13 protein-coding genes are annotated in these 13,777 nt (G+C 71.3%); 6 read left to right on the top strand and 7 right to left on the bottom strand.

The annotated features are described in order from the left end of the window. Positions 1-53 precede the first annotated feature (53 nt). Together D7W82_RS18605 and D7W82_RS41605 are read left to right on the top strand one after the other, a co-directional pair. Entirely contained in the window at positions 54-1,706 is a 1,653-nt protein-coding gene (locus D7W82_RS18605) for a formate--tetrahydrofolate ligase (protein ID WP_120619635.1), read from the top strand. Between the two features lie 132 nt (positions 1,707-1,838). After that, complete coding sequence (locus D7W82_RS41605; protein WP_233587786.1) at positions 1,839-2,207, top strand: hypothetical protein; 369 nt, start codon at positions 1,839-1,841, stop codon at positions 2,205-2,207. A gap of 7 nt (positions 2,208-2,214) precedes the next feature. Here the strand turns inward: D7W82_RS41605 and D7W82_RS18595 are convergent, their stop codons facing one another. Then, entirely contained in the window at positions 2,215-2,565 is a 351-nt protein-coding gene (locus D7W82_RS18595) for a DNA-binding protein (RefSeq protein ID WP_120556351.1), read from the bottom strand. A gap of 221 nt (positions 2,566-2,786) precedes the next feature. Here D7W82_RS18595 and D7W82_RS18590 point away from each other — a divergent pair, with 221 nt between their 5' ends. After that, a complete protein-coding gene (locus D7W82_RS18590) occupies positions 2,787-3,194 on the top strand; it encodes a type II toxin-antitoxin system RelE/ParE family toxin (RefSeq protein WP_370451036.1) in 408 nt (135 codons plus the stop codon). Further along, entirely contained in the window at positions 3,191-3,496 is a 306-nt protein-coding gene (locus D7W82_RS18585; RefSeq protein ID WP_233587784.1) for a helix-turn-helix domain-containing protein, read from the top strand. Before D7W82_RS18590 ends, D7W82_RS18585 begins: the two co-directional genes overlap by 4 nt. Before the next feature lie 66 nt (positions 3,497-3,562). Here D7W82_RS18585 and D7W82_RS18580 read toward each other — a convergent pair whose 3' ends face one another. Together D7W82_RS18580 and D7W82_RS18575 are read right to left on the bottom strand one after the other, a co-directional pair. Further along, the gene (locus D7W82_RS18580; protein ID WP_120619632.1) at positions 3,563-5,155 is read right to left on the bottom strand and encodes a methyl-accepting chemotaxis protein; all 1,593 of its coding nucleotides are present in this window, start codon (positions 5,153-5,155) and stop codon (positions 3,563-3,565) included. Positions 5,156-5,563: 408 nt separating this feature from the next. Further along, positions 5,564-5,938 carry a hypothetical protein gene (locus tag D7W82_RS18575; RefSeq protein WP_120619631.1) on the bottom strand — a complete coding sequence of 125 codons (375 nt, stop codon included), beginning with the start codon at positions 5,936-5,938 and terminating at the stop codon, positions 5,564-5,566. A 228-nt stretch (positions 5,939-6,166) separates the two neighbouring features. On the opposite strand from D7W82_RS18575, the gene D7W82_RS18570 reads away from it, so the two are divergent. Together D7W82_RS18570 and D7W82_RS18565 are read left to right on the top strand one after the other, a co-directional pair. Further along, complete coding sequence (locus D7W82_RS18570; RefSeq protein WP_120619630.1) at positions 6,167-7,504, top strand: sigma-54 dependent transcriptional regulator; 1,338 nt, start codon at positions 6,167-6,169, stop codon at positions 7,502-7,504. Positions 7,505-7,622: 118 nt separating this feature from the next. Further along, on the top strand, positions 7,623-8,084 hold the full coding sequence (locus tag D7W82_RS18565; RefSeq protein ID WP_120619629.1) for a hemerythrin domain-containing protein: 462 nt from the start codon (positions 7,623-7,625) through the stop codon (positions 8,082-8,084). Positions 8,085-8,093: 9 nt separating this feature from the next. Here D7W82_RS18565 and D7W82_RS18560 read toward each other — a convergent pair whose 3' ends face one another. Genes D7W82_RS18560 through kdpB form a run of 4 tightly spaced genes read right to left on the bottom strand, consistent with a single transcriptional unit; the run spans position 8,094 to position 13,775 of the window. Next, complete coding sequence (locus tag D7W82_RS18560; RefSeq protein ID WP_120619628.1) at positions 8,094-9,929, bottom strand: ATP-binding protein; 1,836 nt, start codon at positions 9,927-9,929, stop codon at positions 8,094-8,096. Next, on the bottom strand, positions 9,926-11,080 hold the full coding sequence (locus D7W82_RS18555) for a sensor protein KdpD (protein ID WP_120619627.1): 1,155 nt from the start codon (positions 11,078-11,080) through the stop codon (positions 9,926-9,928). Before D7W82_RS18555 ends, D7W82_RS18560 begins: the two co-directional genes overlap by 4 nt. Positions 11,081-11,093: 13 nt before the next feature. Next, positions 11,094-11,693, bottom strand: coding sequence for a potassium-transporting ATPase subunit KdpC (kdpC, locus tag D7W82_RS18550; protein ID WP_120619626.1), 600 nt, complete (start codon positions 11,691-11,693; stop codon positions 11,094-11,096). 21 nt (positions 11,694-11,714) lie between these two features. Further along, a complete protein-coding gene (gene kdpB, locus D7W82_RS18545) occupies positions 11,715-13,775 on the bottom strand; it encodes a potassium-transporting ATPase subunit KdpB (protein ID WP_120619625.1) in 2,061 nt (686 codons plus the stop codon). Positions 13,776-13,777: the final 2 nt, after the last annotated feature.

The raw sequence follows: 13,777 nt of genomic DNA, 5'->3' as shown, positions 1-13,777 counted from the left end.
CCCCGTGCCGCGAGCGTTGACCTCCTCCTGCGGGACGCCGAGAGTCCCCGGCCATGAAGCTCCGTCCCATCACTGAAGTCGGCGCCGAGCTGGGTCTCGAGCCGGAAGACGTCCTCCCCTGGGGCCGCGACCGCGCGAAGGTGTCGCTGGACGCCCTGGGCCGCGGCTCGCGCCAGGGCCGCATGGTGCTGGTGTCGGCCATCAACCCCACGCCCCCGGGCGAGGGCAAGACGACCATGTCGGTGGCGCTGGCCATGGGGCTGCGCAAGCGGGGCCGCAAGGCGGTGGCCGCGCTGCGCGAGCCGTCCCTGGGGCCCGTCTTCGGCGTGAAGGGCGGCGGCACCGGCGGCGGGCAGGCGAGCCTGGAGCCGGCGGCGGACATCAACCTGCACTTCACCGGCGACCTGCACGCCATCACCAGCGCGCACAACCTGCTGTCCGCGCTGGTGGACAACGCCGTGTACTACGGCCACCCGGTGGCGCTGGAGGGCACTCGGGTGCGCTGGCGCCGCGCGATGGACATGAACGACCGGTTCCTGCGCAACGTCATCGTGGGGCTGGGCGGCAAGGCGCACGGCGTGCCGCGCGAGACGTCCTTCGACATCACGGCCGCCAGCGAGGTGATGGCCATCCTCGCGCTGGCGGAGAACCTGAAGGACCTGGAGGCGCGGCTGGGGCGCATCGTGGTGGGGCAGGCGCCGGACGGCTCACCGCTGCGCGCGAACGACGTGAACGCGGCGGCGTCCATGGTGGCGCTGCTGAAGGACGCGCTGATGCCCAACCTCGCCCAGACGCGCGAGGGCGGGCCGGCCATCGTCCACGCGGGGCCGTTCGGCAACATCGCGCATGGGTGTTCGTCGGTGGTGGGCACGCGGCTGGCGCTCGCGTACGCGGACGAGGTGGTGACGGAGGCGGGCTTCGGCTTCGACCTGGGCGCGGAGAAGTTCCTGGACATCAAGTGCCGGAGCGCGGGCGTGTGGCCCCGGGGCGTGATGCTGGTGGTGACGCTGCGGGCGCTGAAGCACCACGGCGGCGCGGCGGCGACGAAGGTCGCGGATCCGGACCGCGAGGCGCTCCTGAAGGGCTTCAACCACCTGGAGAAGCACCTGGAGTCGGTGGCGGCGTTCGGACTGCCGGCGGTGCTGTGCGTGAACCAGTTCCCGCAGGACACGGAAGCCGAGCTGGACGAGCTGCGCGCGTTCGCGAAGGCGAGGGGCGTGGGCATCGCCGTGTGCGACGGGTTCGGCAAGGGCGGCGAGGGTTCGCTGGAGCTGGCGGACACGGTGCTGGCGATGCTGGACGCGACGGACGCGGCGCCGCCGAAGCCTCGCTTCCTCTACGAGCTGGAGCAGACGCCGGAGGAGAAGATCCGCGCCATCGCGCGCACGGTGTACGGCGCGGACGACGTGGCCTTCACGGCGGGGGCGCGCAAGGACCTGGAGACAGCGCGAGCGCTGGGAGGCGCGGGGCTGCCGGTGTGCATGGCGAAGACGCACCTGTCCCTGTCGGACGACCCGGCGAAGACAGGCCGGCCGCGAGGCTTCACGTTGACGGTGCGAGAGGTACGCCTGTCCGCGGGAGCAGGCTTCCTGGTGGCCCTGACCGGAGAGCTGCTCACGATGCCGGGCCTGCCGCGCGAGCCCGCCGCCCGCCGCGTCACGGTCCATCCGGACGGCAGCATCACGGGCCTGATGCAGGGCGAGTGACGTCAGAGGTAGGGCCTAGGGTCTTCCGTCTTCTCTCGACGGGAGCACTCGCCCCTGCCCCACCCGAAGAACGCCCACCCCTGGCGCATCCATTTCTTCCAGCGCCATCCGGAGGATGATCCGGCGCGCACCGTGCCTGCCCGCGACTTCCTGGACGCGTGTCCGGACACGGTCAGCGCGAAGCTGCTCGCCGTCGTGAAGGCCGTGGCGGACGCGCCGCCGCCCGCCTTCAGCGGCGGGGGCAAGTGGGAGGCCATGCATGGCGCCATGGCGGGGCTCCATGAAGTGCGCGCGGATGGCAGGGGCCGCCGTCACTACCGGCTCTTCTGCGTCCTGGAGCGGGACGGGGAAGCCCTGGGCCTGGGAGGCCCGAGCCTCGTCCTCCTGACCGGGAGGACGAAGGCGTTCCGCACCGCGCTCTCGGAGCATGACTACGCGAAGGTCCGGGCGCTCTGGGACGAGTACCAGCGCCGCCGCCCCCGGAGCGTGTGGGCTGGCTGAGGGCTCCCTACTTGCGGCGGACGCGGGGAGCGGGAGCTCGTGGTCGCACCGCCTTGCGGCGGGTGGGGGCCGGCACCAGTTGCAGGCGGCAGCCCAACGCGGCGGCCAGCTTCGTGACCGTCGACAACGTGGGGTTCGCGGAAGGCGCCGTGAACAAGCGGCGCACGACCTCCGGCGGGGTCTCCGCCTTCCTGGCCAGGTCCGCCTTGCTCAGGCCCGCCTCCTCGCGCCGCGCATCCAGGGCGCGGATCAGCCTGTCAGCCGCATCCACTTCGGCACGCGCCTTCGCGTACGCCTCCGCGAAGGCCGGGCGCTTGAGCTTCTTCTCGAAGTAACGGTCGAATCCCGTGGGGGTCATGGCAGGGCTCCAGGCTCCAATCCGGGGTGTAGCATACAAGTTACGCCTGACTCGGCGTCCTGACATCCCCTCGCATCCACCCGGCAGCCTCAGCAAGGGTTGGCAGCAGAGGAAAGAGACGTCAGAGGTAGGGCCTAGGGTCTCCCGTCTTCTCTCGACGGGGGCACTCGCCCCTGCCGCCTTCCAAGCGCACCAAGACGTCCCCCCATCATCTTGACGGAATATCATCCAGGAATGATATTCCGTCTCACGGGATTGAAGTCTTCGGAACCGATGAGTTCCGGGACTGGTTCCTTGCTCTCGACGAGGAGACGGCGCGGTCCGTGGACCACGGGGTGGAGCTTCTGGCCGCGAAGGGGGTCGCACTTGGGTTCCCGTACAGCAGCCAGCTCAAGGGCTCTTCCCAGCCGCTCCGGGAGCTCCGCATCCAGTCCGGAGGGCGTCCCATCCGGGTCTTCTACGCCTTCGACCCCGCGCGCGACGCGGTCCTGCTCCTGGGGGGCGACAAGACCGGAGACAAGCGCTTCTACGAGAGAATGATCCCCCAGGCAGAGAAGATCTGGCTGCAATACCTCTGGGAGCGGGCCGCCGGACTTCACGACGATTCGAAGAAGGAGACGGAGTCATGAAGCTCCACGGCTGGAAGGGGATGCGCCGGGAGAAGTTCACGCCAGCGCAACTCAAGGAGCAGGACGAGCGCGTCCGGAAGGAGCTCCTGGAGATGAGCCTGCGGGAGGTGCGCGAGTTCGCGGGGATGACGCAGACGCAGCTCGCCGAACGGATGGGCATCTCCCAGGGGCAGCTCTCCCAGACCGAAGCCCGGGACGACCACCGGCTCTCCACGCTCCGGCGCGCCGTGGAGGCCATGGGCGGAGAAATCGAGGTCTCCGCCGTCTTTGGCGACAAGCGGATCATCCTCAAGGGCGTCTGACGCACGACGGGCCGCCCCGGTGTTCCGGAGCGGCCCGTGGGCCCTGCTGGATGCCTTCGCGGACGGCTAGACGCGGAAGGTGGTGGACAGCTCCTGGAGCTTGCCCAGGGAGGTGTTGATCTGCCCCACCGCCTGCTCGGCGTTGCTCGTGGCCATCACCACGTCGCTCATCATCTCCGACAGCTGCGTCACCACTTCCGTCATCTGCGTGATGCCCGCGTTCTGCTGCGTCACCGAGGCGACGATCTGCCGCGCCGCCTGGCTGCTCTCCTGCACCACCTGCGTGATGTCCTTCAGCGTCGTCGCGGACGAGAGCACCTGCTCGATGCCCTCCTCCATCTTCTGGCTGTCCTCCTCCGCGATGCCCACCGTCTCGCGGATGGCCTGGTTGATCTCCAGGAGGATCTTCCCGATGCGCTGCGTGCTCTGCAGCGACTGGCTGGAGAGCGCCCGCATCTCCTTGGCCACCACCGCGAAGCCCCGGCCTTCCTCGCCGGCGCGCGCCGCCTCGATGGCCGCGTTCAACGCGAGCACGTTCGACTGGTCCGCCAGGTCCTTCACGCTGCCGATGATTTCACCCGCGTGCACCGCCTGCTCGGACAGCACGCCAATGCTCCCCACCAGCGCGCCCACCCGCGCGCGGATCTGCTGCAACCCCTCCGCGCTCCGCTCGATGGACACCTGCCCGGAGGCGCTGTACGCGTCCGCCTGCGCCGCCACCTTCAACACCATCTCCGCGCGGCTGGCCGCCATGCCGGACGTCTGGGCGATCTCCGCGATGGTGGAGCTGGCCTCCGTGAGGCTGCGCGACTGGCTGGTCAGGAAGTTGAGCTGCTCGTGGCTCGCCGCGTTCAGCCGCGCCGCCGCCGCCGTCAGCTCCGTCACCACCGAGCGCAGCGTGTTGGGCACCGAGCCCAGCCGCGTCATCAGCGTCTGGATGCTGCGCGCCAGCTCGCCCACCTCGTCCTGCGCGCTCGTGTCGATGGCCAGCGACAGGTCGCCTTCCCGCACGATGCGCGTCGCCGTCGCCGTCAGCCGCGCCAGGGGCGTCGTCACCTCGCGCAAGAGCCACACCGTGGCCACCGCGAGCGCCACGATGCACGCCACCGCCAGCACCAGCACCCACGTCAGCGTCGTGCCGTGCAGCGACGACACCTCCACGAAGGTCTCGCGCTGTGACGCCTCCTGCTGCGCCGTCACGGACTCCAGGTCGGCGTGCACCGTCCGGTACGCGGGCTCCAGCTTCGCGAGCGCGGCCTCCGCGGCCGCGTCATTGCGCGCCGCCAGCGCCACCACCTGCGACGCCTCCTGCCAGTAGCGCGTGAAGGCCCCCTGCAGCGCCTCCACCTTCGGGCCGTCCACGTCCGGAAACGCTCGCAGCGCCGTGAGCCCCTTCTGGAGCTCCTCCACCTGCGCGTCCAGCGTCTCCTGCTTCACCGCGTGCAGCGCCACCGCGTCGGCCACGTCCTGGTGTAGCGCGGCGAACCCCGCACGGGCCGTCTGCGCCTGGCTCACCGACGGCGCCAGGCTGGAGCCAATGCGCTCCGAGGCGCTCCGCGTGCGCGAGCCCAGCACCACCGTCACCGCCACGATGGCCACCAGGAACGCCGCCGCCACCGTCGGCAGCACCATCATCTTCTGCTTGAGCCGCATCGCCATCACGCACCCCCTCGCGCGCCCATGTCACCCATCCCGATGAAGCGCGGCCGTACTCCCGCGCCGGGCCTGCTGCGCCAGCTCATTGTCGCTCATCCTTCCGCGGGCCCCCACGGGCTCTCCGGGGGCCGGGGCTCCGTCAGGACTCGTAGGATAGACAACACCTCTCCCCCCGACTCAAGCCCGCGCCCCTTGAATTGTCTCAGAAACGGGTCGTCATTGCCCCGCAGGGTCAGGCAGGACACTTCACCCTGTCAGGTGGGACTCGTGGCGGAGGACGCCGCACGTCGCCGTGGAAGGCCCGGCAGGCACCCTGGCGAGATCATTCCAGCCGTCCGGCAAGGCCTTCACTGTTGGTGACATGGGCCGGGGTGCGTCCAGGCGGGCGCCAGGCCGGCCGCCCGGCGGTGCTCAGCGGGTGGGCCGTGGGAGGAAGGGCTCCACCTCGCGGCGGCAGGTGTCGTCGCACTCGGAGAAGCGGACGAGGAACTCCGCGTGCTTCGCGCACTTCTTGGGCCAGCGCGAGGCGCCGCCATCCGCCAGGCACAGCAGGCGGAACTCGTCGCGGGTGTCCGCGAAGAGGGCCTCGCGCTGCGAGGGGGACATGGCGTCCAGCGCGCGGTTCTCCCCGCCCTGGAGCCAGATGAAGACGGCCACCATCGACACGAAGACGAGGGCCAGCCAGGTGCCCTTGCGCAGCCAGATGCTGGGCGGTGGGGCCAGCTCCTTCGCGAAGATGTTCTTGTCCTCGCCCCCCTCGTCCGGAGGCGTCCCTTCGTTGCCCATGGGCTCCCTTCCATCCATGGCGCGTGCCAGCCGCACGGCCGCGCCGCAGCAGACACCAGCCCGTTCCACGTTGCACCTTGCAACCGCCATCCGGGGCACATCGTGCGGGATGCGATGCGCTCCCGGGCCTTGCGCCGCCCGGCATCCGACAGACGGGCCCGGCACACGGCGTGCTCTTAGACTGGGACCATGGAAGTGCGTGCCAGTACCGAGGCGACGGAGCGCCCCATGCGGGTGCTCGTGGTGGACGACGAGCGAAACATCCGCCACACCCTGCGCGTGTGCCTGGAGGGCCTGGGCTGCGAGGTGCGCGAGGCCGCCACGCCGGAGGCCGCGCTCGCGGCGCTCGCCCAGGGCCCGGCGGACCTGGCGTTCGTGGACCTGCGCCTGGGCAACGCGTCCGGACTGGAGCTGCTGCCCCGCCTGCTCGCCGAGTCGCCCGCGCTGGACGTCATCCTCATCACCGCCTACGCGACGTTCGACACGGCCGTGGAGGCGGTGAAGCGCGGCGCGCGCGACTACCTGCCCAAGCCGTTCACCCCCGCGCAGATCCGCCACGTGCTGGAGCGAGCGAAGGCGCAGCGGGAGCTGACCTCACACCTGGGGGACCTGGAGGGACAGCTCGCGCAGGCGGTGCCGGAGGCGACGCTGGAGACGGCGTCGCCGGCCATGCACGCGGCCATCGGGTTCATCCAGCGCGCGGCCACGTCGGATGCCTCGGTGTTGCTGCGCGGGGAGAGCGGCACGGGCAAGGGGGTGCTCGCGCGGGCGCTTCATTCAATGAGCGCGCGGCGCAGGCGGCCGTTCGTCACCATCAACTGCCCCACCCTGTCCGAACAGCTGCTGGCGAGCGAGCTGTTCGGCCATGCGCGCGGTGCCTTCACGGGCGCGGTGAAGGACCAGCCGGGGCGCGTGGAGCAGGCGGAAGGGGGCACGCTCTTCCTGGATGAAGTGGCGGAGATGAGCCCGGCGCTCCAGGCGCAGCTGTTGCGCTTCCTCCAGGAGAAGCAGTTCGAGCGGCTGGGCGAGGCACGCACGCGCAAGGCGGACGTGCGCGTGGTGGCGGCCACGCACCGCGACCTGGAGAAGGACGTGGCGGAGGGACGCTTCCGCGAGGACCTGATGTACCGGTTGAACGTCCTGGAGGTGAAGCTCCCCTCGCTGCGCGAGCGGCCGGAGGACCTGCTCCCGCTGGCCCGCCGCTTCATCGCCTTCTTCGCGAAGGCCGCGCAGCGTCCGGCCCCGGAGCTGTCGCCCGCCACGGAGGCGATGCTGCGGGCCTACCCCTGGCCGGGCAATGTGCGCGAGCTGCGCAACGCGCTGGAGCGGGCGCTCATCGTGGGCGCGTCGGGCGTGGTGGAGCCGCAGGCGTTCCCGGAGCGCATCGCGTCCGCGGTGGGGCCGGGGGTGACGCTGGGCGGGCCGCACACGCTGGAAGCGGTGGAGCGCGAACACATCCTGCGGGTGATGGCCTCCGTGCCGACACTGGATGAAGCAGCCCGGCTGCTCGGCATCGACGCGTCGACGCTGTGGCGCAAGCGCAAGAAGTACGAAGCGGAGACGTGACGCCCCCAGGCCTGTGCGCCAGTGCATGCAGGCCGGCACTGGCGGCCGGGGCGTGCAGGGGCGCTCGTCCTGGAGAGTGGATTGCGCCCTGGCGCGCGCATGCGAACCCTGGCCCGTCATGAACCTCATCGACGTGCTCATCCAGCAGCACCGGGACGCAGAGGCCCTCTTCGAGGCCTGGCACCACGCCCCGGACGAAGAGAAGCCCGCGCTGAGCCTGCGGCTGGCCGAAACGCTCACGATGCACAGCACCCTCGAGGAGCGCTGGGTGTATCCCGTCGCGCGGAGCGTCGTCGACGGGCCGCGCATCGACTTCGCGGTGGAGGAGCACGGGGAGATGACCCAGCTGCTCTCCGAGCTGCTGCGCGTCCGCCACGACCCGCGCCGCCGCGAGGCCACGGTGCGGCAGCTGGAGGCGGTGGTGGCCCAGCACATGGCGGAGGAGGAGCGCGAGGTGATTCCCCGCCTGCGCAAGATGGACGCGAGCGCGTTCGGCCTGTCGAGCGATGAAATCGTCCGCTCCGCGTCCGACGCGCGGAAGGAGGCGATGCGGCAGCTGGAGACGTCCGCGCCGATGTGAACGCGGGCTTCAGCCCTGCTCGGGCTGAGGCAGCGTGAACCAGAAGGTGCTGCCCTGCCCTGGGGTGCTCACCACGCCCAGCTCGCCGCCGTGGGCCTGGACGATGTCGCGGGCGATGGACAGCCCCAGCCCCGCGCCTCCCGCGGGTGCGCCCGGGGCCCGGTAGAACTTCTCGAAGATGCGCGCCTGCTCCTGGGCGGGGATGCCCTCGCCGGTGTCCTTCACCTCGAAGCGCACGTGGGGGCCTTCGCGCGACACGCGCACGGACACCTCGCCGCCGTGCGGCGTGTGCTTCACGCCGTTGCCCACCAGGTTGCCCAGCACCAGCTGCATCCGGTCCGGATCCACGCGCACCGTCTCCGCGTCCGGTGACAGGGATTGCGACAGGCGCACGCCCCGGTCCTCCGCCAGCGTGCGCTGCGCGGCCAGCGCCTGCTCCACCAGCTCCTCCGTGCCCACCTCCCGCACGTCCAGCTGGAGCCGCCCGGCCTGGATGCGCGACAGGTCCAGCAGGTCGTCCACGATGCCCTGCAACCGCTCGCAGTCCTCGCGCGCCGCGAAGAGCAGGTCCGCCTGCTTCTCCGTCACCTGTCCCACGACGCCTTCCGCCACCAGGTGGATGGCCATGCGCAGCGACGTGAGCGGCGTGCGGAACTCGTGCGCCACCGTGGCCACCAGGTCGTTCTTCAGCTCGTCGAAGCGCCGCAGCCGCGTCACGTCCTGGAGGATGAGCGTGGCGCCCACCACGTCTCCCATCTCTCCGTGCACCGGGCTGCCTCGCGGCAGGAGCCACCGGACGCCCTCTGGGGACGCCTCGACGCGCACCGCCTCCTCGTAGCCCCGGGGCTGGTACGCGCCCCGTCCTCCCACGACGTGCGCTCGCACCCGCTCCAGCACGGCGCGCACCTCCGGCTCCACGCGGCCCAGCGCGTCCCCGCCCTCGTCCAGCCGCAGGTGCAGTACGTCCTCCGCCGCGGCGTTCACGTTGAGCAGCCCGCCCTCCGCGCCCAGCACCAGCACGGGGTCGGGCAGGCTGTCGATGGCCGCCTGGGACACCGCCTGCGCCTGGAGCAGTTCTCCCAGGCTGCTCTTGCGGTACTGCGCCAGCCGCTCCGCCATGGTGTTGAAGTCCCGCGCGAGCCCGGCAATCTCGTCCCGCCCCTCCACCACGGCTCGCGCCTCCACGTCGCCCTGCCCCAGGCGGCGCACCGCTTGCGACAGCACGGACACCGGCCGGAGCGCCCGCTGCACCAGCGACGTGGTGAAGACCAGGCCGAAGCCCAGCGCCGCCACCACCGCCAGCACCATCAGCGTGTTCACCTGCTCGCTCTGCTGGCGCAGCCGGTCGTTCTTGCGCACCATCGCGTCCTGGTTCAGCGCGAGGACGGACGCCGCCGCGGCCTTCGCCTCCTGGAAGGCGGGCGCGAGCGAAGCGAAGTAGCGCGTGCGCGCGGCCTCCGCGTCCCGGGCCTGTAGGAAGGCGTCGAACGCCTCGCGGTACTTCGTCCACGCGGTGCGCAGCCGCTGTGTGGCCTCGGCCTCGCCGGGCTCCGTGATGTTGCCCTGCTGGACGCCCAGCTCCGTCTCCAGCGAAGGGCGCTGCGTGGCCTGCTGGGTGAGGCCCCGCTCGCGCTCTCCCGCGACGATGAACAGCGCCGCGCTGTCCATGCGCTCCAACTGCTCCGTGATGCGCTGGGTGGCGAGCACGCTGCGGTAGTTGTCCTCCAGCACCTGCTGGCCGGAGTGGCCCACGCCCTCCAGGGTGATGACGGCCGTGGCGCCCAGGAAGAGCAACGCCAGCACCAGCGGAGCCTGGGCCAACAGCAGCCGTAAGCGCAGCGTCATGGGCGCTTCTCCTCGTGGGGTTCGAAGGACACGACGTGGATGTCGAAGCCCTCCCCTTCCCGCAAGAGGCGCGCGTCCGCGGTCATCCCCAGCCGCTGGCGCCACTTCGCCTGGTGCGAGCGGCCGATGATGATGTGCCCCACGCCGTGCGAGCGGGCGAAGTCCAGCAGCGCCGCTACCGGGTCGCTGGAGCGCAGGCGCACCACCTCCGCGCCCAGCTCCTTCGCCATCTCGATGTTCGTCAGCAGGTGCCGCTGCGCCTCCGCGTCGATGAGGTTCGGCGCCTCGCGCGGCGTCTCCACGTACACCACGAACCAGTCCGTGTTGAGCCGGCCCGCCATGCGCGAGCCCCGGCGCAGCAGCGTCGCCGCGCGCGGCGGGTAGCTGGAGAGCGCCACCAGCACCCGGCCCCACGCGCCGCTCTTCTCCTCGCCCGCCAGGGCCTGCCGTCCCGCGGTGGCGCGGTCCAGGCTCTCCGCCACCTCGCGCAGGGCCAGCTCGCGCAGCGTGGAGAGGTTGTCTCCGGTGAAGAAGCGCTCCAGCGCGTGCGGCACCTTGTCCAGCGCGTAGATTTTGCCCGCCTTGAGCCGTTCGTGCAGGTCCTCCACCGCGAGGTCCAGGTTCACCACCTGGTCCGCCGTCTTGAGGAAGCTGTCCGGCAGCGTCTCCCGCACGGTGACGCCGGTGTTGCGCTCCACCAGGTCGTTGAGGCTCTCCAGGTGCTGCACGTTGAAGGCGCCAATGACGTTGATGCCCGCGGCCAGCAGCTCCTGCACGTCCTGGTAGCGCTTGCGGTGACGGCACACGGGCGCGTTGGTGTGGGCCAGCTCGTCCACGATGGCCACCTGTGGCTTGCGCGCGAGGATGGCCTCCAGGTCCAGCTCCTCCACCGTGACGTCGCGGTACGTGAGGCGCTGACGCGGCACGACCTCCAGTCCCTCGACCAGGGCCTCCGTCTCGGGACGACCGTGGGTCTCGACGAAGCCCAGCACCACGTCCACGCCTCGCGCCTTGAGCGCGTGCGCCTCCTCCAGCATGCGGAACGTCTTGCCCACGCCCGCCGCGAAGCCGATGTAGAGCTTCAGCCGGCCGCGCCGGCCGCGCTCCACCAGCTCCAGGAAGTCCTCCGCGCGAGGCCGCCGCGTCGTCATGCCTGCCTCCTCCTCACCGGGAGGCCGTGGGCGCGGGTCCGCCGAACTGACGGTCCATCGCGAGGTTCAACGTGAGCACGTTCACCCGGGGTTCTCCCAGCACGCCGAACGTCCGGCCCTCCACCCGTGACAGCACCAACGCCCGCACGCGCGCCGGGTCCACGCCGCGCGCTTGCGCCACGCGGGGAACCTGCCACAGCGCTGACTCCGGCGACACCTGAGGATCCAACCCGGACGCGGAGGCCGTCACCAGCTCAGCGGGCACGGGGCCTTCGGCCTCGGGGTTCTCGCGGCGCAGCCGGTCCGCCTCCGCCACCGCCCGGTCGCGGAGCTTCTGGGAGGTGGGGCCCAGGTTGCTGCCGCTGGAGGCCGTCGCGTCCCAGCCCGTGCCGGCGGCGGAGGGACGCGGCTGGAAGTAGCCCGGTTGCGTGAAGCCTTGAGCGATGAGCTCGCTGCCCACCACCCGGCCGTGGTCGTCCTTCACGAGCGACCCGTTGGCTTCATCCGGGAACAGCACCTGCGCCACGCCGGTGACGGTCAGGGGGTACAGCACGCCCGTGAGGGCCAGCGTGACGGCGCTGACGCGCAGGGCGGTGAGGAGCGCGGAGACCATGGAGGTTCCTTTCTTGTGTGCTCAGGCCAGGCCCACGGTGGTGAGCAGCACGTCGATGACCTTGATGCCCACGAACGGGACGATGACGCCGCCCACGCCGTAGAGCAGCAGGCTGCGGCGCAGGAGGGCCGCCGCGCCCAGCGGCCGGTAGCGCACTCCCTTCAGCGCCAGCGGGATGAGCGCCACGATGATGAGCGCGTTGAAGATGACCGCGGACAGGATGGCGCTGAACGGCGACGCCAGCCCCATCACGTTGAGCGGGGCGATCTGCGGGAAGACGCCCATGAACAGCGCCGGGAGGATGGCGAAGTACTTCGCGACGTCGTTGGCGATGGAGAACGTCGTCAGCGTGCCTCGCGTCATCAGCAGCTGCTTGCCCACCTCCACCACCTCCAGGAGCTTGGTGGGGTTGGAGTCCAGGTCCACCATGTTGCCGGCCTCCTTGGCGGCCTGGGTGCCGGTGTTCATCGCCACGCCCACGTCCGCCTGGGCCAGCGCGGGCGCGTCGTTGGTGCCGTCGCCCGTCATCGCCACGAGCTTGCCCTTGCCCTGCTCCGCGCGGATGAGCGCGAGCTTCGCCTCCGGGGTCGCCTCCGCCAGGAAGTCGTCCACGCCGGCCTCTCGCGCGATGGCCGCCGCGGTGCGCGGGTTGTCGCCGGTGATCATCACCGTGCGGATGCCCATGGCGCGGAAGCGGTCGAAGCGCTCCTTGATGCCGCCCTTCACCACGTCCTTCAGGTGGATGATGCCCAGCACCCGCGCGCCGTCCGCCACCGCGAGCGGCGTGCCTCCCGCGTCACCGATGCGCCCCGAGGCCTGGGCCAGCTCCTCCGGCACGGTGCCGCCCTGCTCCTGCGTGTAGCGGACGATGGCGTCCACCGCGCCCTTGCGGATGCTGCGCGGGTGCGGATCCACCAGGTCGCAGCCGCTCATGCGCGTCTGCGCGGTGAAGGGGACGAAGGCGGCCTGATGCATTCGCAGCTCGCGCGGGCGCATCTTGTACGTGTCCTTGACCAGCGTGACGACGGAGCGCCCTTCCGGCGTTTCGTCCGCGAGGCTCGCGAGCTGCGCGGCCTCCGCCAGCTCCTCCACGCGCACGCCCGGCATGGGCAGGAGCTCCGTGGCCATGCGGTTGCCCAGGGTGATGGTGCCCGTCTTGTCGAGCAGCAGCGTGTCCACGTCCCCCGCCGCCTCCACCGCGCGCCCGCTGAGCGCGAGCACGTTCTTGCGCAAGAGCCGGTCCATGCCCGCGATGCCGATGGCGCTCAGGAGGCCACCGATGGTCGTGGGGATGAGGCACACCAGCAGCGCCACCACCGCCGTGCCGGACAGCGGCACGCCCGAGTAGAGCGCCAGCGGCACCAGCGTCACGCACGCCATCAGGAACACCAGCGTGAGGCCCACCAGCAGGATGTGCAGGGCGATTTCGTTGGGCGTCTTCTTGCGGGCCGCGCCCTCCACCAGGCCGATCATCCGGTCGAGGAACGACTCGCCCGGGTCCACGCTGATGCGGATGACGATGCGGTCGGACAGCACCTTCGTGCCTCCGGTGACGGCGGAGCGGTCGCCGCCGGACTCGCGGATGACGGGGGCGGACTCGCCGGTGACGGCGGACTCGTCCACGCTGGCGATGCCCTCCAGCACCTCTCCGTCGCCGGGGATGATGTCTCCGGCTTCGCACACCACGCGGTCCCCCTTGCGCAGGGCGGGGGCTCCGACGCGCTCCTCCCGGCCGTCGTGGGTGAGGCGGCGGGCCTGGGTGTCCTGACGCATGCGGCGCAGGGCGCTCGCCTGGGCCTTGCCCCGGCCCTCCGCCACGGCTTCGGCGAAGTTGGCGAAGAGGACCGTGAACCACAGCCACAGCATCACGGACACGGTGAACCCCATGGGCGCGGTGGGTGCCCCTGTCGCCGTGAGGTCCTTGAGGACGAACACCGTGGTGAGGAGGCTCCCGGCCCACACCACGAACATCACGGGGTTGCGGGCCACGTCGCGCGGGTGGAGCTTCTTGAGGCTCTCCCAGACGGCGGGCTTGAGCAGCGCCGGGTCCAACAGCGAGGCCTGCTTGCTGGCGGGGGCCATGG

The sequence above is a fragment of the Corallococcus sp. CA049B genome (assembly GCF_003611685.1).
Classification (GTDB): Bacteria; Myxococcota; Myxococcia; order Myxococcales; family Myxococcaceae; genus Corallococcus; species Corallococcus coralloides.
The sequence above is the reverse complement of the archived record's forward strand: the minus strand, read 5'-3'. Positions and strand labels throughout refer to the sequence as shown.

What these genes read in the sequence shown, in the direction of transcription:
- D7W82_RS18605 (WP_120619635.1), top strand. Translation starts at nt 54, where the DNA reads ATGAAGCTCCGTCCCATCACTGAAGTCGGCGCCGAGCTGGGTCTCGAG.
- D7W82_RS18595 (WP_120556351.1), bottom strand. Translation starts at nt 2,565, where the DNA reads ATGACCCCCACGGGATTCGACCGTTACTTCGAGAAGAAGCTCAAGCGC.
- D7W82_RS18585 (WP_233587784.1), top strand. Translation starts at nt 3,191, where the DNA reads ATGAAGCTCCACGGCTGGAAGGGGATGCGCCGGGAGAAGTTCACGCCA.
- D7W82_RS18580 (WP_120619632.1), bottom strand. Translation starts at nt 5,155, where the DNA reads ATGGCGATGCGGCTCAAGCAGAAGATGATGGTGCTGCCGACGGTGGCG.
- D7W82_RS18575 (WP_120619631.1), bottom strand. Translation starts at nt 5,938, where the DNA reads ATGGGCAACGAAGGGACGCCTCCGGACGAGGGGGGCGAGGACAAGAAC.
- D7W82_RS18570 (WP_120619630.1), top strand. Translation starts at nt 6,167, where the DNA reads ATGCGGGTGCTCGTGGTGGACGACGAGCGAAACATCCGCCACACCCTG.
- D7W82_RS18565 (WP_120619629.1), top strand. Translation starts at nt 7,623, where the DNA reads ATGAACCTCATCGACGTGCTCATCCAGCAGCACCGGGACGCAGAGGCC.
- D7W82_RS18560 (WP_120619628.1), bottom strand. Translation starts at nt 9,929, where the DNA reads ATGACGCTGCGCTTACGGCTGCTGTTGGCCCAGGCTCCGCTGGTGCTG.
- D7W82_RS18555 (WP_120619627.1), bottom strand. Translation starts at nt 11,080, where the DNA reads ATGACGACGCGGCGGCCTCGCGCGGAGGACTTCCTGGAGCTGGTGGAG.
- kdpC (WP_120619626.1), bottom strand. Translation starts at nt 11,693, where the DNA reads ATGGTCTCCGCGCTCCTCACCGCCCTGCGCGTCAGCGCCGTCACGCTG.
- kdpB (WP_120619625.1), bottom strand. Translation starts at nt 13,775, where the DNA reads ATGGCCCCCGCCAGCAAGCAGGCCTCGCTGTTGGACCCGGCGCTGCTC.